The organism is Lentihominibacter sp. (assembly GCF_046951855.1).
Lineage (GTDB): Bacteria > Bacillota > Clostridia > Peptostreptococcales > Anaerovoracaceae > Lentihominibacter > Lentihominibacter hominis.
Genome location: NZ_JBKTXS010000008.1, coordinates 58,618 through 77,110, shown reverse-complemented (window position 1 = coordinate 77,110; position 18,493 = coordinate 58,618). Strand labels below are relative to the sequence as shown.

Genomic DNA, 18,493 nt, shown 5'->3' with positions numbered 1-18,493 from the left:
CTGTAGCCCCGGTTGGGCCTGTTGCTCCCTGCTCTCCTTTTTCTCCTGTCGGGCCTGTTGCTCCCTGTTCTCCTGTGGCCCCTGTTGGACCCGTCGCTCCTTGTTCCCCTTTTTCTCCTGTTGGACCCGTTGCTCCTTGCTCTCCTTTTTCCCCTTTCGGACCCGTCGCTCCAGATGCTCCAGTCTCTCCCTGCCTTCCATTGGATCCTGTCTCTCCAATAGGAAGTACAAAATCCAAAGAAACCCCCGAATCAATAGAATTTGCGATAACACTGGCAAAATTTCCAGATGCAACTTCTCCGATTAAAATTTCAGGAACTGCTCCTGTCGGACCTGTAACACCGGGATCTCCCTTATCGCCTTGCGGACCTTGTAAACCCTGTATTCCCTGAATACCTTGCGGCCCGATTGGACCTTGTTCACCTTGCGGACCCTTTTCTCCGGGGTCACCTTTTTCCCCGGGAAGGCCCTGTGGCCCCTGAGGTCCCACAAATCCTCTCATTCCTCGCGGACCAGTTGCTCCTCTAGGCCCTGCAACTCCGTCTGCGCCCTGTGGGCCTGCCGGACCCGGCTCACCCTTTTCCCCACGGGCTCCCGTCGGGCCTGTCGGGCCTTTTATAACATTACAGTCATCTTTTGCAGAAGAACATAAACAACATCTGCCACAATTACACATACAATATTTCATTTAGCATATAACTCCTTTCCTCACTTATTCATATTATGTTTTTTATACAAAAGCTGTTCTGCAATCAAAGAGTTCCCCTATACAAACCGGATTATTTTCCAAAACAAATCACTTTTTTAAACGGCTCAATCATGCCAAATACCACCTAAAATTTGGGCAATTATTAACTGCTTTTATATCATGAGTAACTATTAAAATGTTCTTTCCCTCTGACAACATATTTTAAAAAGCCCTAAAAAATCAAACTAAAAATAGCTTATAGCTCCGTTAATACATTCTGCGATTGATTATAATTAAAGCTATAATTTTAACAAGTGCATACTACTATTCACATATCCCGCAATGTCCTCTATGTAAAATCTTTAGGATTCTCTTTTCTCATATTTACTGAAAATTGCTTTTACATCTCCTCTCTGATATACTGAATACTGATATCAATAATACAAAGAGGCCCGATAATGACTAACATAAAAAAAATAAAAATACTAATAGTCGATGATGAAACTGCCATAGCAGACCTTGTGGAAGTCTATCTTAAAAATGACGGATACGAAGTTTTTAAATTTTATAATGCAAAAGATGCATTGGAATGCGTAAAAAAAGAAGATCTGGATTTAGCTATTCTGGATGTCATGCTTCCTGATATGGATGGTTTCTCCCTGTGCCACCACATCAGAAATGATCACTTTTATCCCATCATCATGCTTACGGCAAAAGTGGAAGACATGGATAAAATCACGGGCCTGACTCTGGGAGCAGATGATTATATGACAAAACCTTTTAATCCTCTGGAACTGATGGCGCGAGTCAAAACCCAGCTTCGTCGATACACACGTTATAACAGCGCTAATGCTGCTTTAGAAACTCCTGAACCGAAAGAAATAGATATACGAGGTCTACACATTTCAAAAACAGAACATAAATGTACGCTTAACGGAAAAGCCTTATCTCTGACTCCTATAGAATTCTCTATCCTATGGTATCTTTGTAACTCAAAAGGAAAGGTAGTTGCCTCAGAGGAACTGTTTGAAGCTGTATGGGGAGAAAAATATTTTGATAACAACAATACCGTAATGGCTCATATAGCCAGACTCCGGGAAAAAATGCAAGAACCTGCACGAAAACCAAAATTCATAAAAACTGTATGGGGGGTTGGTTATACAATTGAATAAAGAAAACAAAAAAACCCAAAAAAGTAAACTTTCAAGACAAATAATATTCAGATATTTTCTGTCCATGACAATTTTTTTTATCATGCTGTTTTTTATAGCTTATGCAATATCAAGATATGTATCTAACAATATTTGGTTTGCTGAGGACCCTCTTTACCGGCTGTTAAGTTTTATAAGAGAGTATATACTGATATTTGCAGGGCTTCCGATCATTTCGGGTATGACGCTTATCAGTTATTATTTTGTATCAAAGCCTCTTCGGTATCTTGATGATGTAATAGACGCCTCGGAAAAAATGATCACATCAAAAGATACCCCTGTAAGACTTGCCGCTCCTATGAAAAATGTCCAAGACGAGCTGAACCTTTTCCGAGAACAGGCTCTGAGAAATGAACGCGCTGCAAGAGAAGCAGAGCAACGGAAAAATGATCTGATCGTCTATCTTGCTCATGATCTGAAAACACCGCTTACCAGCGTCATAGGATATTTAAGTCTTCTGCGTGATGAACCACAAATATCTTCTGACATTCGAGCAAAGTATACAGGAATAGCACTGGAAAAGGCCCAGCGTCTTGAAGACCTCATCAACGAATTTTTTGACATTACCCGCTTCAATCTGTCCACTCCTGCCCTTGAAGAAGAGCCTACAAATCTTTCCCGTATGTTGGAACAGATCTCTTATGAATTTAATCCTATACTATCTGAGAAAAATCTTTCACTGGATACTGATATCGCACCCGATATTGAGATTCTATGTGACAGAAACAAAATGGAACGTGTCTTCGACAACCTTATCCGCAATGCCATAAATTATAGTTATCCTAATACCCGAATAAATCTCACCATGTCTCCCGGCAAAATCGGGATCGATATAATAGTAAGCAATCACGGCAAAACTATACCTGCCGACAAACTTGACCGTATTTTCGAGCAATTTTTTCGTCTGGACTCTTCACGCTCCACATCAACAGGAGGCTCTGGCTTAGGCTTAGCTATCTCCAAAGAAATAGTAGAGCTTCACGGCGGACTTATATCAGCTTCAAGTGAAAACGAAATGATAACTCTCACTGTAACTCTTCCTTACAAGCAGTCAGCCTTTGCTTCGTCATAAAATTGTAAGAATTAACGCATATAATCACAATATTTAATATAGAATTCCCGAAAACATCATATGTCCCGTTTTGATACATTTAAAGTACCAAAACGGGCATTTTTTGTCCAAGGAAAGGGGATTTATATATGAAAGATACAACTAAAAAAAATATTGCTGTGATTTTCGGCGGCTACTCCGCAGAATATATCGTATCACTTGAATCAGCTTCTGCTGTCATTAAAAATCTTAACAGAGAAAAATACCAACCAGTTCTTATCGGCATTTCCCGATCAGGAGACTGGTACTATTACAACGGCCCTGTTGAGAGCATCCATAATAATTCATGGTGCTGCGAAAAGTACTGCACTCCTGCTGTCATCTCTCCTAATCGAAGCTGCAGAGATTTAATAATATTAGATCCCTCAGGTACATACCGCATATCTGTAGATGCTGCTCTCCCGATTCTCCACGGCAAAAATGGTGAAGATGGTTCTGTACAGGGCCTATTCTCTCTTTCCGGTATCCCTCTGGCAGGTTGTGGGATACTGGCTTCGGCAGTCTGCATGGATAAGGACCTCGCTCACAAACTTGTATCTCTGACCGGAATACGAGTACCTGTCTCCAAGGTAATAAATATATCGTCATCACTTGAATCAGCCGAAGCATTTGCCGAGCAGACGGGTTTGCCTTTGTTTGTCAAACCGGTAAAAGCCGGCTCATCCTTTGGTATTACCAAAATTTTTAAAAAAAGTCAACTTAATGATGCTATTGAAAAAGCCTTTATGTATGACGATCAAGTTATTCTGGAAGAAAATATAGAAGGTTTTGAAGTCGGATGCGCTGTATTGGGAAACAAACAACTTATAACAGGAGAGCCAGATGAAATCCAGCTGTCTTCCGGATTTTTTGACTTTACTGAAAAATATACCCTCAAAACCTCCTCTATCCATGTGCCTGCGCGCATAACCTCCTCAAAAATATCCGAAATAAAAGAAACAGCTAAAGTCATATACAAAACTTTAGGATGCCGAGGTTTTGCCAGAGTAGATATGTTCCTTACTCCTGACGGCGAAATCATTTTTAATGAAGTGAACACCATCCCCGGTTTTACAGAACACAGCCGATATCCTGCCATGATGAAAGCGGCGGGACTCACCTTTGAAGAAATGCTCGATAAAATACTGAAACAGGCGGTGATATGATGAAAAATAATATTACAACAAAAACATCTATATGCAAGGGAAATCTTATTTTAATCAATTCTATATACAGCCTCAATACAGATGAAGATGCAGAGCTTATTTTAGTGGACGAAAACTCGAATATTCTTCTTCAACGGCAGGCGGCAATCTTTTTGAAAGAACTCATGGACAGTATCAACGGATGGAATTACATAGTTCCTGTAAGCGGCTGGAGATCCTTTGAAGAACAGACAAAGATATGGAATGATACCATAAAGAAAAGCGGTCCGGAATTTACTAAAAAGTTTGTTGCCGCTCCCGGACACAGTGAACACCAAAGCGGACTTGCCATTGATCTAGGCCTGAAACAGAAAAATATAGATTTCATTTGTCCTGAATTCCCATACACAGGAATATGCCAGAAATTTCGCAGCCTTGCTGCTGATTATGGATTCATCCAACGCTACCCAGCCGACAAAGAAAACATTACCGGGATAAGTCATGAGCCTTGGCATTTTCGTTATGTAGGTGTCCCTCACGCTAAAATCATGAAAGAACACGATTTCACTCTTGAAGAATATATTGCTTTCCTTAAACAATACTGTAAAAGTAAAACACCTTATACTCTTTTAAGTTCAGATCGTCAAATACAGATATACTACATTCCTTCAGAAAAGGAAACTGATATACAGTCATTAATAAATGGAAATTTTCCTTGCGTAATATCAGGAAACAATGCTGATGGATATATCATAACAGAATGGAGGAGTCTATATGAAAATTGATAAAAAAAACAACTGCTGCAAAAACGGCGGTCTGGATAGATTCCGTCTCGCAGCATCTTTTCTTGTTATAGCCATCCATACCTCACCACTCACTACAATTAGCACTGACGCCGACTTTTTTCTCACGCGTATATTGGCAAGAGTAGCCGTACCGTTTTTCTTTATGGTAACAGGTCAGTTTATTCTTTCCGATATATTTAAAAAAGGTAAAATAAAATACAGCAGGGTATTTTATTTCCTAAAAAAGACTTGCTTTGTCTATGGATTCTGCATACTTCTATATCTTCCCATAGGCATATATGCAGGGTATTATGAAAACATAACTATTTACGAGGTCATAAAGCTTCTTATATTTGACGGCACATTTTATCATCTCTGGTATTTTCCTTCCTGCATAATGGGAATACTACTAATAATAATGCTCCGTCGCTTTATATCCCCTGCTGCAGTCATGGCAGTCTGCTTTCTTCTTTATGCCATAGGGCTTATGGGAGACAGTTACTACGGTCTTACATCAAATATTCCGGCAATAAACAAAATATATATGGAAGCCTTTACTATATTTTCCTACACACGCAACGGACTTTTCTTTTCTCCTGTATTTTTAATACTTGGTGCATGGAGCGGATACACAAGAAATTGTTTTGAACGCAAAAATGCTTTTGGGGGACTTATCCTGTCTTTCTCGGCTATGACAGCGGAAGGATTTTTTCTGCATATAAACGATCTGCAGCGCCATGACAGCATGTACATAATGCTGATTCCTGTGATGGTTTTTCTCTATCAACTGCTGCTGAAATGGGATATTTCGGAAAACCGATTTGCCAGAAGGTTTTCTGCCCAAATATATATCATTCATCCTGCAATGATAGTCCTTGTAAGAATGCTGGGACGACTGTCCGGTCTTACAGATTTTATAACTGACAACAGTATTATTCATTATCTTGCAGTAGTTCTTCTTTCTGTTCTCACAGCTTTTATCTCTGCTTTGCTGTCAGACTTTTTCCGCTCAAAAGAAAAACCCGATCCAAAAGGCAGAGCGTGGATAGAGATAAGTAAAACTGCACTGGAACAAAATGTACGATTCCTTACTTCAAACCTGCCCGGAACATGCAGCCTTATGCCGGCTGTTAAAGCCAACGCTTACGGTCATGGCGCAGTCATAATTTCAAAAGAGCTAAATCATCTCGGCATCAAAAACTTTTGTGTCGCCTGCCTCAATGAAGGCATTCAGCTTAGAAAAAATCAAATAAAAGGCGATATATTAATATTAGGATATACAGATCCCAAACAATTTGACCTGCTGCGCCGGTATAATCTGACTCAGGCAGTATTGGACAGTACATATGCACATCAGCTCCGCCAATACGGAAAACCTCTAAAAGTACATCTGGCCATAGATACGGGTATGCACCGTTTAGGAACAGCAGCTCAGAATATAGATTCATTATGTGATATTATGCAAATTAAGAATCTTAAGATACAGGGTATATTTACGCATTTATGCGCCTCAGATGGTATTGATAAAAAATCCCATGATTTTACAAGAATGCAGTTACATATCTTTGACCATATGATAAGTGTTTTGAGATCAAAAGGCTATGATATCCCTAAAACACATGTACTGGCAAGTTACGGTATATTAAACTATCCTCATCTTGCAGAAGATTATGCCAGAGCAGGAATTGCCCTCTATGGAGTACTTAGTACATATGAAGATAACAAACATTATTATGAGGTTCTTTCTCCGGTTCTCTCTCTGAAAGCAAGAATAGCTTCTGTGAGAAATCTTGACAAAGGCGAATATGCAGGTTATGGGTTAGACTTTAAATCAACTGAAAAAATGCACATTGCGATACTTTCCATAGGTTACGCCGATGGACTGCCCAGAAATCTGTCCAACATGAAAGGTTATGTACTCATAAATGGACGCAGAGCTCCTATAATCGGACGTATATGTATGGATATGACTCTTGTAGATATCAGCAATATCCCAGACGTATGCTCCGGCGATATCGCTGTTATAATAGGGCACTCCGGACAAGATTATATCAGTGCGGCAGAGGTTGCAGCTGCTTCAGGAACCATATCCAACGAAATCCTGAGCAGACTGGGAGAACGGTTAGAAAGAATCCTTGTTTAATAAAACTGATCTATATAAAAACCGGCACTACTGAAAATGCCGGTTTTCAATCAATTATATTATTTTTCTTGAGGTTCTATCTTCCTTGAAAGAATGTAAAATATTATACATCCCACTGCACACAATATTGTTATTATAACTAAACCAATATTGATAATATTCACGATGTTTTCTACACTCGCATTTTCAAACATTCCGTCAAAATAATCCCCAGCTTCATAATCTGCTTCATACCATGGAGCAAAGAATAACATCACTACATTAAATACAGAAGCCAGCAATAACAGAAATGATATTCTCTTTGTGTCTCCTACTGCAAGCCCAGTTCTTTTATTCGTAGGGAAAGCTTCACTGTCTTTCTTAGTAAGCCCTCCATACCGTCTTCTCCAGAAAAAATATAATACAGAACCCGATAAAATACCGACCATGCCTCCCAGATAATAATCAGAACCATTAATAAGAAATGCAAATAAAGCTACACATATAGGAGCAATACATATAACCCCGAAAATACCGTTCCCTCCCGGAACTCTGAATTTATATTCTTCAGCAGGTATTCTCCTTCTCAAAATCATAGCAGATATATAAATCATGATATATGATAACGCCAATAATAACGCATCCAACACTATTATAGTTCCGAATGGCACCATACAGAAAACCATGCTGAAAATACCTACAGACAGTACAGCTACATAAGGTACTCCATGTTTTTTGTCACACTTTACCATAACAGGAGGCGCCAGATAATCATCAGCCAATGAAAAAAATCCTCTGCTCCCTGATGCTATATATGTATTAAATATTGAACATTGTGCAAATATAGCAACCAAAACAAAGAATATTCCAAATGCCGGTCCCCAGAAAGAAGCTACCACATCTCCGTAACCTATTCCATCTCCATCAGGCCCCCATGACTGCCACTGTCCCATTGAACCCAGACCTGCCACTGTAGGAATAATATAAGTTGCCATAATCAGTGGAACTGTTATCAGCGTTCCCTTCGGGATAACTTGAGGATCTTTAATCTCTCCTGCTATAGTAGACATAGACTCATATCCTGAATACATCCACATTATAACGGATATTCCCCCCGCTATAAGCATAAACCAATCTTTAAGTCCAGTCGCCTCATACGCTGTCAGCTGGAAAGAAATATTTTCTCCTTCTCCCCAATTTATAAATCCACAAACAGCAACCATGGCAAAAGCAACCATTACAAGTAAAGATAACACGGTACTTATGATACCTACATCTCTTACTCCTCTGAGATTGATTCCCACGAATATTATTATCATCATAGCTTTAATAGCAAACTCTGCCGGCCTTGACAAGTCCCACTGCGCTGCCGCATATCCGCCAGCTAAAATCACATATGATACATTATCAATATAAATAGATACAGTTCTCCACCAGCCGGCCTGAAAGCCCCAGTATTCCCCGAGTGCCTCCTGAACCCACTTATAATAACCTCCCTCTTGAGGTCTTACGGATCCCAACTCTGATGAAACCATTCCTAAAGGCAGAGCCCATACGAATGGTATTACACAAAGCATTACAATGGTAAGTCCTGGCCCACTTCCCGGAATAGCTTCTTCTATTCCATAACAGCCGGCCGCAACCAGACAAAAGATCATAAACACAACTGTCGATACCTTTATATCACGTTTTTTCAGTCCATGATCACCGACTTCTGCAACTTTTGTCGCCTTATAATCAGCCATTTAACTCCTCCTAACTTATAAATTATTGATTATACCTGTTAGAACAGTTTAACAACTAATTATTAACCAATTATTAACACTTTATGAAATTATCTTAATTATCAAAAATCATATCTTTTTTTCAGTTCTAAATAACACAGCTATAGAAAATTTATTATTTTTCCTACAAATACTGCAATGTCCTCCGTTTTTTTCCATCATAGCCTTTATATTTGCTATACCTATATGATTACTTATCTTTGCCTTTTTATCGTCATCCATATGTAAAATTTCGTTTTCAAATACAAATCCCTTGCATTCTCCCTCATGCAAAGACCTTATTCTCACCGGACTTTTCTTATCGGCATATTTAAGAATATTAGATAATATATTATTAATTATTCTATTGATATCTTCACTGTACACACATACATTACCAGTATACCATTTTATTTCATCCAACACATTAAAATTGCTTTCAGCTAAGATCTGTTTAAACCCTAAGATCACTTCATAAAAAGTATTCTTAAAACTTCCCTTGAATATAACCTCATCGTCATCTTGCATCCTGTCCACAGAATATTCAAATACAGCGTCAATAAGATAATTCATATGTTCAAGCTGGTCTCCGATTTTTTTAATATACTGAAGAAGCTGATCTTCATTTCTATATTTTTTATGTTCAATCGCCGCTTGATATATCATTATCGTAGTCAATGGTGTTCTGATATCATGAGATAGTTCTGTTATAATCTTATTATTAAGGCTCTTTAACTCCTCTTCTTTTTTAAATTGGCTTAAAATAGATTTCCTCAAACATTCCACACTGTTAGCCAATTCCATAATCTCATTATTCCCTTTGACTGAAACTTTATATTCCAGATTGCCTCCTTCCAATATATTTATCTCATCTTTAAGCGTTTGTACACACACTATCATCTTACGAATCCCACACATCACGATACCAAAAAAAACAGCAAAACAGATTAGAAGCTCTAAAGTTAAAGAATAATAAAAAAATTTATACGTATAATTTCCATAAAACCCCACTTCAAACTGGCCGTCAGCAAAAGTCATCAAATATGATTTCCATCCATCGGGATAATCAGTATTCGCCGTCTTCCCCTCAAAAGGATGATTAGATGTATATATCCATTTTTTATCATCATATATCTCAAGCCAAAGGATTTCCTGCTTTTTTACCCAGCGATCCAATATCTCCGCTTCAGTAACTTTTATATTATTGTGATTAACATATTTTTGAAGTTTTTCCGAATAAAATTCATTTTTTTTATTTACATAATCTGACTTGTCCAAATACCGATATACTACCTGATTGCCAATTATATGTATTATGGAAAAGAGGATTACAGATATACATAAAGAAACTGTCACCAACGCAGCTAACTGAGTAGAAATAGTTTTTCTGTTTTCAATCAATCGCATTGAACCTATATCCTTTCCCCCAAACGGTATGTATGTACTTTGGATTTTTTGAATCTTCTCCTATTTTCATTCTGAGCTTTTTTATATGTACTATTACGGTATTATTAGACACATAAAAGTACGGTTCATCCCATACTGATTCATACAGATTCTTTGTAGAAAATATTTTCCCCGGATTTTTCATCATTAAAAGCAATATGCTATATTCGATCTCTGAAAGTTCAATTTTTTTATCTGCTAAAAATACTTCGTTATAGACAATATTTACTTTTAATTCACCACATGTAATATATCTCGTTATATCGCGAATCGTTTTATCAGATATTTCTTTGCCCTTATAAACATTATATCGCCTTAACAGCGCCTTTGTCCTTCCAAGCAGTTCAGAATACGAAAAGGGCTTAGTCAAGTAATCATCAGCTCCCGCCATAAGACCTATAAGTTTATCAGATTCCTGAGTCTTAGCGGTCAGAAAAAGAATAGGTACGTTAGAAATCTTCCTTAGTTCCTCACATGTTTTAAGGCCACTTATTCCTGGCATCATAATATCTAATATAACTAAATCTATGTTTTCAGAAAAAAGCTCAAGCCCACGGTCTCCATTGTCGGCTTCTATAATATCATAACTTTCACCCCTAAAAAGAATTCTTATGCCCTCTCTAATCTCTTCATTATCTTCAATTATCAAAATTGAATATTTATTCATTCTACTGCTCCTCTCTTAAAATAATTATAGTATTTGGGATCGCTACCCGTCAATTATTAACTAATTCTGAATTTTTGCTTAATTTGCTGTAATTTTGATAATCATAATAATTACCCGTTTCTCCCTATCTTACATATTTTTATGCTACAATATAAATAAAAAGAGATTTTATGTTCACTTACAAATATTCAGATAATAGAGAACAATCACCATGTACAACAATATTTTATTTGATTTGGATGACACTATTTTAGATTTTAGAAAAGCGGAAGAAGACGCCATCTCATCAACACTGAAGCATATCTTTATAGAACCGAAACCTGAAATACTGAAACGTTACAGCCAGCTGAATCTGCAGCAGTGGAAACTCCTTGAAAAAGAAATGACAACAAGGGCTGAGTTAAGAATTAACAGATTTCAGAATCTTTTTGATGAGCTAAATGTAAACTATCCTGCAAAAGATGCCGCTGCATTTTACGAGAACAAACTAAGTAGCGGTCATTATTTTATTGAAGGTGCAGAATCCGTATTAAGAACGCTTTCCCAACATAAATCTTTATACTTAGTTACAAATGGCACTGCCTCTGTGCAGCGAGGGCGCCTTGCCAGTGCGGATATCATAAAGTACTTTAAAAATATCTTTATTTCTGAAGATATCGGCTTTAATAAACCTGCTCCGGAATTTTTTGATTACTGTTTTTCCATGATGAACAATACAGACAAAGAAAAAACAATAATAATTGGAGACAGCCTCTCTTCTGATATACAGGGAGGAATTAATGCCGGCATTAAAACAGTGTGGTTCAATCCTGAAAGAGAACGAAACAATTCGGGGATTACGCCAGACTATGAGGTACATACCTTGAAAAAAGTCATTGATATAGCGGTAATAGACTCGAGATTATAAATATTTATAAGTATTTTCACTGTACAATAAAACTGACCTCCTAAAGATAAATCAATAGAAGATCAGTTTTATTATATTTTATGAGTCTATTTTTTTTCCTATGATGCGAGTCACAATTCCTATTATCGCAAAACCTATACTCGTATATAAAATTCCTTTGATGAACATATCAAATATATTCTGAACCCCATATGTGTCTGTATAATACGTTGGATCTTCATAATAAGGCAGGAAGAAAACACCTATGATTCCTATCGCTGCCAGAATCAGCATCAAATTAGATATCCTATTTAGATCTCCTGTTGCAAGTTTTGTTCTCAAATTAATAGGATGTTTTTCAGGGTCCACTTTATAAAGCCCCCCGTATATTCTCTTCATCAAAATATACATTATCACTCCCGAAAACATCGTTATCAGTCCGAATACGAAATAGTCCGTTCCGTTTAGATAAAGTGCTACAACAGCTACTAATATAGGAATCAGACACATTATTGAAAATCCGGCGTTTCCAAGGGGCACTCTAAAAGGCCTTGCCATCTTAGGTTCTTTGTATCTCAATATAATCGCAGCAATAGCAATCAATACTATGCAGAACATTAATAAAAATGTTGTGAGTATTACCAACGATGAAAAGTCAAAATTACAACATATTATTGACAACACACCCATAAGCAATATCGAATATTTAGGAGTGCCATATTTAGGACTTATCTTCGCAAGAATCTTAGGACCCAAACAATCCTCTGAAATTATGTAAAACTCCCTTGGAGATGTTGCCGTATACCCATTATACATAGAAATCTGTGAAATCAAGGCTATGAATACAAAGAACAATCCCATCCAAGGAGCGCCATATGTAATAGCTATATCAGCATACGACACACCGTCAGAGCCCCACAATTCCCACTGGCCTACAGAACACAAACCTGCTAAAGTCGGAAGCAAATATGTCAAAACCATCAAAGGTACTGTGATAAATAGTGCTTTAGGTATGATTTGCGGATTTTCCATTTCTCCTGCTACCGCTGATATAGAATAAAAACCCATGTACATCCACATTCCTATGGCAAGGCCTGCTCCCATGCTGGAAACTACACCCTGTCCCTCTGGAACAATCGGCTCAAAGGGATTGCTGTTCCAATTCATGAATCCAATTATAGCCACCATTCCAAATGCTACTATTATTAAAATAGATATAATGGTATTTATTATTGAAACCTCTTTTAGCCCTCTGATATTTATCCATACTATAATTACTACCAATACGATTTCAAATATATATTTCTCAACACCGTTAAATCCCATAAGCGATGCAGCATAATCTCCTGCCAAAACTACAAAAGCCGGTGTACCCAGATAGTTCCCTAAAAAACGGCTCCAGCCAAACTGAAATGCCCAAAATTCTCCCATTGCTCTCTGTATCCATTTATAGGCTCCGCCTTCTACAGGCATGGCGGAGCTTAATTCGGAAATCATCATCGCCTGCGGCAATGCCCAGAAAATAGGTAGCAGCAATAGTAGTATGATTGTTAAGCCGGGACCTGAGGATGATATCATCTCTTCTACTCCATATGCCCCTGCGGCAGCAAGGCTATATATGATACCTACCGCTCCTAAAAGACCTATTCTGGTCTTCTTTAATTGTCCATTGTTTGCGCTCATTTTTGACCTCCTACATCATTAATGCTTCCAAAGTCTTTACTGTATTTTTCAAATGATTTTTTATTATTTCTATTTCCTTATTTTTAAGATTTCTTATTTCCTCCTGCACTTCATTTGTCCTCACGTTATCAAAATCATTTCTCTTAAAGACTCTAAACAGCCTTCTTATATCCAGTGGTTTTTCTATTATTCCAAAACCCCATTGCAAAGGCTTTTTACTGTCATCAACAGCATCCACATAATAGTATTGATAGACCTCATCTTGAAAATGCTCTATGACACTATTGCCGCAAAACATTTTCATCGCCATTAATGCCTCCTCAAAGTCACCTTCTTTTAAATGCTGTGATATTTTATTAAGAATCTTGATGTTTTTCTGTTTTTCTTCCAGCTTAAAAATTATATTGTCATCAAAATCAATTGCTCTAATGGCTTTTATTAAGTTATTACTCATATAAGCAGAAAACCCATTTCTTGCTTTCAAGGCTGCAATCTGATTATCCAACCGCCCTATATCTATCCCTTCTCCTTTCAAAAGATCCTTATCCAATGTGTTCTCAAACATAAGCACTTCCTCATTAACATCAACAGGTGCATCCTCAGCTTCATCGTATTCACATAAAATCAAACTGTAGATTTCGCTGATATTTTTCATTAACACCTGATAAAGACTTTCGTTGGTATCAAAATCCGTATGATAATATTTATTTCTCCATTCTGACTTTCCCCTTCCAGCTATCACTACAGGAATTCCCGCCATATAATAACTGAAATCATCTGACCATGTTCCATTCACATCATTTACCTTAAAACCATACCTCCATTCCCTTTTTATCTCGTCTTCTTTCTGAGCTAAACATTTATTTAAAAAATGATGGATCTGTGGCGACGCCTGAACAAGCAACTCTTTTGAGTCAGGATTAGCTGCATCGATATTCAAAAACAGTCTCACCTTTTCTTTCCAATCCGGTTTCAGCTGGGTGATCTGCTTCCATGAACCTATACACCAATCATAATGGCTGTCACACACACCGAACTCTTCAGCGCCATGAGCTATGAAAACAATAGTATATTTCGGTATCACCCCACTTCTCAGTATTGCTTGCGCAATATTTAAAACTGCACCTATGCCCAATGCATCATCGATATATGCGTTAAAATATCCGTCATAGTGAGCGCCCAAGAGAATATATCGGTCACTTAACTGCCCCGGAATACTTCCCGTTATATTGCAACTTTCTCCTTTTGATATTGTAATGTCCGCTTTTAGGTCAACCTCCAGTACCTGATTTTTCAAAAGCGCTTCAATGGTATGACCATTCTCTCTGGATATATTTAAGACAGGAATACTGGTTCTTGCCGCCCCATTGGCCGAATTTAAAGCTCTATTATACTTCCCGTATGAATCCCCCTCCATCACAGTTATGACAGCTACGGCTCCCATAAGTTCCAACTGATACACAGGTACTCCAAGCCAGTATTCACGATCCATGTCTAATCGTATAAATGCTACAGCACCTTTGAGATCCAGATCCTTACATTCATCATAAGTACCATATCCTGCATCCACCATATGTGCTGAAATACCATTACTGCCTGTCCCCGGCAGTCCCGCAAATGATGATAAGGCATAGGAATATTCGAAACCTTTTCGGTCGCTAAATTCAATAACTGCTCCCCTAAACTCCCATGAATCCACTTCAAAAGGATATCTATTCACATTTTTAAGTCCTATTTTTCTCATTTCATCTTCGATGTACATGGCAGCTTTTTTCTCACCTGTACTGCCTGCATTCCTAAAACCCATCAAACTGTTTTCATTTCCTATTCCGCTGAGCTTAGAAGCTGTTTCACATCCATATTGTGAATCCAGATAACCGCATACTTTACAATATTTCATATATTCCTCCGGCTTAATAATCTAAAGAGCTATTTGTTTTCCTTCCTTAAAAACCATATCTATATTAGCTCTGGTCAAAAGATCTATATCCTTTGTAATATCCTCTTTTAAAATAACGATATCTGCCAGTTTACCTTGTTCCAAAGTACCAACTTTATTTGATATCCCAAGTGCTTCTGCCGGATATTTTGTCGCAGCTCTCAAAGTTTCAATAACATCTATGCCTGCACGCTTTACAAATATTTTTATTTCATCCATCGTAAATTCTCCATACGGTGTTTCTTCATTACAATAAGTATCACTGCCTATTGCAATCTTAACGCCTCTTTCATGTGCATTCTTGAAAACATAAAGAAGGCGGCTACATTCTTTTTCTTTTAGCGACTCTCCTTCAAAATCGAAAATATCTTTTCTTCTCATCAGATCTTCATCGGAATCAGCCCAATTCAAGTTTACATTTAACGTTGGCATAAGCCATGCGCCTTTTTCAATAAAAAGCTCTATACACTCCTCATCCAATTCAACTCCATGGAGTATACATTTGATACCGCAGCGAAGAGCTGCCTTCGTACCTTCTATGCTTTCACAATGGGAAAGAACAGGGATGCCTGCCATAGCAGCTTCATCACAAATAGCCAATATCTCCTCATCTGTGTAAATTCTATCGGTATCTCCGGCCCTTTCATTAAGGCCGCCGCCGGTGGTCCAAACTTTGATGGCAGTACATCCGTTTCTAAGTCTCATTCTTACGCCGTGCCTCAGGTTATCTGCGCCGTCGCATGGTTCTCCCCACGGATGATTGGCTTTAAGAAAATCCACTGAAAAAAGACCTTCAGGATCAACATACGGACCTCCGCCTCCCATCGCAAAACCCTGTCCACACGGGAGAAGTCTCGGACCTATGATCTCTTCTGCGTCTATCAGCCGCTTTAAATAAGGTCCTGCCATAGAAACATCGCACACAGTAGTTATACCACAGCGGATAGTTTTTTCCGCCTGCTTTACCGCCACCATAGCTTGCTGCATATTAGGTTCCAGTACCCGATCTACAGCGCTTGCGCCTATCATTCCTCCTATGTGCATATGACAGTCTATTATACCCGGCATTATGAATTTACCTACTGCGTCAATTACTTTCACATCACTGCTGGCGGGACGCTCGGCTCCTATGTAAGTAATTATTCCGTTCTCTATCTCCAGTGTCAGTCCTGCCTTCACTTCTGAATCGACTCCATCAAATAAAACACCGTTTTTGATCAACAACTTCTCCGCCATCTTTTACCTCCTTCTTTATTTTTTCCCTTTATTGGCAGTACCGTCGCAAAAGCAAGCAACAAAAGGCATATTCCGCCTATCATTTTCATCAGCCCACTATCAAAGGTACATCCTGTGTAGAGAAAAACAAAATCAATAAATAGTACGATCAATACTTTGCTACCTGACATATCCCTTCCTTTCACACTCAGTTCAGCATTAAGAAATTAACTATTCCCAAGATAAGTGTCGAAACAAGAATTGGTACCAATGTTTTCCTGTATATCGACGACTCCTTACCCTGTATATGAGCGGCGGTGGCCCCCAGAGCTACCGTCGTAGGCCCGATGGCTCCGCCGATTGATGCGCCGATTGACTGCGCCGCACATATGACCGCTGCGCTGTATCCCAGTGAATTTGCTGCTATTTCCTGAAAATTACCGAAAATTATATTTGAGTTGGTGTTGCTTCCCGTGATAAAAGCTCCCAAAAGCCCAATGAATGATGAAAATACAGGATATATATCTCCGCTTACGGCTACCATAGCCAATGCCAAATTCTCAATCATGCCCGAATCCATCATCACTACAGCCATAGTCAGCAGAAATACTATCGTCATTGTAGTAGAAGTACATTTTTTTATGGTATTTTTCAAAATCAATTTTAGCTTTTGACAGTCCAAAGCCTTTTTACTCCTGAAAGCAATACCGCTTATTACAGTTGACATCAATATTATGCTTAAAGGAAATTTAAAGATATTAAATGACACATAATCATTTTCTTCCTGAATAATCCTTCCTGCTGCTGTTTCATACCCCGGAAAATCAAAGCACAGCTGCAGTTTAGGATCTATTACAAAGAACATTATGGACAATACTACTATGAGAACGTATGGCATCACCGCATATCCGATTCCAAAAGCACGTTTTGATCCGCATAAATACTTTTTTTCCTTTTCGATCTTTTTTTTCTTACTTATTCTGTTTATAGTAAGAAGAACGGCAGAGCCTACAGCTCCTGTAGTCAGACCGATTATTGAAAACATCTGGAAATAAGCCATGATATAAAGCGTAAACCCCATAAAAATAGATGTTATCAGAACGTATATAATTCCTTTCATCAGAACCTTTTTTTCACCAAACACAAAACACACTGAAATTCCTGTGCAGACCATGGCTATCGTTCCAAATAAACTCATATTCAGTACAATATTGCCGATTTCTGTGTCAGTAACCATATTTATGGCATATATAGATGAACCCATTGATCCAAAACTTATAGACCATGAATGCCCTATAAGTACAGATGCCGCTGCAATCTCAGGAGCAAATCCAAGAGATATCAGTATAGGGGTAATAACTATGACAGGAACTCCAAAACCTGCAATCCCCTGCAGGAAAGAAGCGAACACCCAACTAAGAAGCAAAAACTGTATAAGCTTGTCCTCTATGGACGACTCTATCTTTTCATTAATTACCTCCAGCGCTCCCGTTTCCTTGACCATGTTATAAAGAAGCATCGCTCCCCATATTATGAGAACAACAAATATCGCAAGGCCAAAACCTTTTGACATTGAGATAACGATACCGCTGCCGGATCTGAAATAAAAAAAATATATAGCTGCAGCCAGCAGAAGCGACCAAGCGCTTGCTTTTATCGCAGTTAAATTCAATACAAGCAGACAAACCAGCAAACAAACTATAGGAAACAATGACATTATCAATTGCAACATTTTTATCTTCCCCTTCTTTCTATTTTGTTAAATCTTTTATATCATACTTTTCAGAAAATTAAAAATTCTTAAATTATATACGCACTATTCCTTTTTTGTATACTTTTGGAATGCAAAGAAT

The 18,493-nt window shown here is 38.1% G+C and carries 14 protein-coding genes and 1 pseudogene; 6 read left to right on the top strand and 9 right to left on the bottom strand.

What is annotated here, in order from left to right; translation table 11 throughout:
* A pseudogene (locus tag ACLR96_RS03750) lies at positions 1–688 on the bottom strand (hypothetical protein); the annotation flags it as partial.
* A 458-nt stretch (positions 689–1,146) separates the two neighbouring features.
* Between ACLR96_RS03750 and vanR the strand changes: the two are divergent.
* From vanR to vanT, 5 genes are all read left to right on the top strand, one after another.
* On the top strand, positions 1,147–1,860 hold the full coding sequence (gene vanR, locus ACLR96_RS03745) for a VanR-ABDEGLN family response regulator transcription factor (RefSeq protein ID WP_177268226.1): 714 nt from the start codon (positions 1,147–1,149) through the stop codon (positions 1,858–1,860).
* Complete coding sequence (locus ACLR96_RS03740; protein ID WP_412265161.1) at positions 1,853–2,971, top strand: sensor histidine kinase; 1,119 nt, start codon at positions 1,853–1,855, stop codon at positions 2,969–2,971. Before vanR ends, ACLR96_RS03740 begins: the two co-directional genes overlap by 8 nt.
* Before the next feature lie 128 nt (positions 2,972–3,099).
* Positions 3,100–4,155, top strand: coding sequence for a D-alanine--D-serine ligase VanG (gene vanG / locus ACLR96_RS03735; protein WP_177268222.1), 1,056 nt, complete (start codon positions 3,100–3,102; stop codon positions 4,153–4,155).
* On the top strand, positions 4,152–4,919 hold the full coding sequence (locus ACLR96_RS03730; protein WP_412265160.1) for a M15 family metallopeptidase: 768 nt from the start codon (positions 4,152–4,154) through the stop codon (positions 4,917–4,919). The genes vanG and ACLR96_RS03730 overlap by 4 nt, the downstream gene beginning before the upstream one ends.
* Positions 4,909–7,062, top strand: a complete 2,154-nt coding sequence (gene vanT / locus ACLR96_RS03725; protein WP_412265159.1) for a serine racemase VanT catalytic subunit — start codon at positions 4,909–4,911, stop codon at positions 7,060–7,062. Before ACLR96_RS03730 ends, vanT begins: the two co-directional genes overlap by 11 nt.
* Before the next feature lie 59 nt (positions 7,063–7,121).
* Here the strand turns inward: vanT and ACLR96_RS03720 are convergent, their stop codons facing one another.
* From ACLR96_RS03720 to ACLR96_RS03710, 3 genes are all read right to left on the bottom strand, one after another.
* A complete protein-coding gene (locus ACLR96_RS03720) occupies positions 7,122–8,786 on the bottom strand; it encodes an amino acid permease (RefSeq protein ID WP_177268220.1) in 1,665 nt (554 codons plus the stop codon).
* A gap of 108 nt (positions 8,787–8,894) precedes the next feature.
* The gene (locus ACLR96_RS03715) at positions 8,895–10,211 is read right to left on the bottom strand and encodes a HAMP domain-containing histidine kinase (protein ID WP_177268218.1); all 1,317 of its coding nucleotides are present in this window, start codon (positions 10,209–10,211) and stop codon (positions 8,895–8,897) included.
* A complete protein-coding gene (locus tag ACLR96_RS03710; RefSeq protein ID WP_412265158.1) occupies positions 10,198–10,917 on the bottom strand; it encodes a response regulator transcription factor in 720 nt (239 codons plus the stop codon). Before ACLR96_RS03710 ends, ACLR96_RS03715 begins: the two co-directional genes overlap by 14 nt.
* A gap of 211 nt (positions 10,918–11,128) precedes the next feature.
* Here ACLR96_RS03710 and ACLR96_RS03705 point away from each other — a divergent pair, with 211 nt between their 5' ends.
* Positions 11,129–11,824, top strand: a complete 696-nt coding sequence (locus tag ACLR96_RS03705) for a YjjG family noncanonical pyrimidine nucleotidase (RefSeq protein WP_177268214.1) — start codon at positions 11,129–11,131, stop codon at positions 11,822–11,824.
* Positions 11,825–11,902: 78 nt separating this feature from the next.
* Here the strand turns inward: ACLR96_RS03705 and ACLR96_RS03700 are convergent, their stop codons facing one another.
* The 5 genes from ACLR96_RS03700 to ACLR96_RS03680 are packed head-to-tail and all read right to left on the bottom strand — an operon-like array spanning position 11,903 to position 18,372.
* Positions 11,903–13,486 (bottom strand): amino acid permease, encoded by a 1,584-nt coding sequence (locus ACLR96_RS03700; protein WP_177268212.1) that lies wholly within the window; start codon positions 13,484–13,486, stop codon positions 11,903–11,905.
* A gap of 10 nt (positions 13,487–13,496) precedes the next feature.
* Positions 13,497–15,386: a M28 family peptidase gene (locus ACLR96_RS03695; protein WP_177268210.1), complete on the bottom strand. Its 1,890-nt coding sequence runs from the start codon at positions 15,384–15,386 to the stop codon at positions 13,497–13,499.
* Positions 15,387–15,407: 21 nt separating this feature from the next.
* Positions 15,408–16,661, bottom strand: coding sequence for an amidohydrolase family protein (locus ACLR96_RS03690; RefSeq protein ID WP_177268208.1), 1,254 nt, complete (start codon positions 16,659–16,661; stop codon positions 15,408–15,410).
* Positions 16,643–16,831 carry a hypothetical protein gene (locus tag ACLR96_RS03685; protein ID WP_177268206.1) on the bottom strand — a complete coding sequence of 63 codons (189 nt, stop codon included), beginning with the start codon at positions 16,829–16,831 and terminating at the stop codon, positions 16,643–16,645. Before ACLR96_RS03685 ends, ACLR96_RS03690 begins: the two co-directional genes overlap by 19 nt.
* A 17-nt stretch (positions 16,832–16,848) precedes the next feature.
* On the bottom strand, positions 16,849–18,372 hold the full coding sequence (locus ACLR96_RS03680; protein ID WP_177268204.1) for an L-lactate permease: 1,524 nt from the start codon (positions 18,370–18,372) through the stop codon (positions 16,849–16,851).
* Positions 18,373–18,493: the final 121 nt, after the last annotated feature.

What these genes read in the sequence shown, in the direction of transcription:
- vanG (WP_177268222.1), top strand. Translation starts at nt 3,100, where the DNA reads ATGAAAGATACAACTAAAAAAAATATTGCTGTGATTTTCGGCGGCTAC.
- ACLR96_RS03715 (WP_177268218.1), bottom strand. Translation starts at nt 10,211, where the DNA reads ATGCGATTGATTGAAAACAGAAAAACTATTTCTACTCAGTTAGCTGCG.
- ACLR96_RS03700 (WP_177268212.1), bottom strand. Translation starts at nt 13,486, where the DNA reads ATGAGCGCAAACAATGGACAATTAAAGAAGACCAGAATAGGTCTTTTA.
- ACLR96_RS03720 (WP_177268220.1), bottom strand. Translation starts at nt 8,786, where the DNA reads ATGGCTGATTATAAGGCGACAAAAGTTGCAGAAGTCGGTGATCATGGA.
- ACLR96_RS03710 (WP_412265158.1), bottom strand. Translation starts at nt 10,917, where the DNA reads ATGAATAAATATTCAATTTTGATAATTGAAGATAATGAAGAGATTAGA.
- ACLR96_RS03680 (WP_177268204.1), bottom strand. Translation starts at nt 18,372, where the DNA reads ATGTTGCAATTGATAATGTCATTGTTTCCTATAGTTTGTTTGCTGGTT.
- ACLR96_RS03695 (WP_177268210.1), bottom strand. Translation starts at nt 15,386, where the DNA reads ATGAAATATTGTAAAGTATGCGGTTATCTGGATTCACAATATGGATGT.
- ACLR96_RS03685 (WP_177268206.1), bottom strand. Translation starts at nt 16,831, where the DNA reads ATGTCAGGTAGCAAAGTATTGATCGTACTATTTATTGATTTTGTTTTT.
- ACLR96_RS03730 (WP_412265160.1), top strand. Translation starts at nt 4,152, where the DNA reads ATGATGAAAAATAATATTACAACAAAAACATCTATATGCAAGGGAAAT.
- vanR (WP_177268226.1), top strand. Translation starts at nt 1,147, where the DNA reads ATGACTAACATAAAAAAAATAAAAATACTAATAGTCGATGATGAAACT.
- ACLR96_RS03690 (WP_177268208.1), bottom strand. Translation starts at nt 16,661, where the DNA reads ATGGCGGAGAAGTTGTTGATCAAAAACGGTGTTTTATTTGATGGAGTC.
- ACLR96_RS03705 (WP_177268214.1), top strand. Translation starts at nt 11,129, where the DNA reads ATGTACAACAATATTTTATTTGATTTGGATGACACTATTTTAGATTTT.
- vanT (WP_412265159.1), top strand. Translation starts at nt 4,909, where the DNA reads ATGAAAATTGATAAAAAAAACAACTGCTGCAAAAACGGCGGTCTGGAT.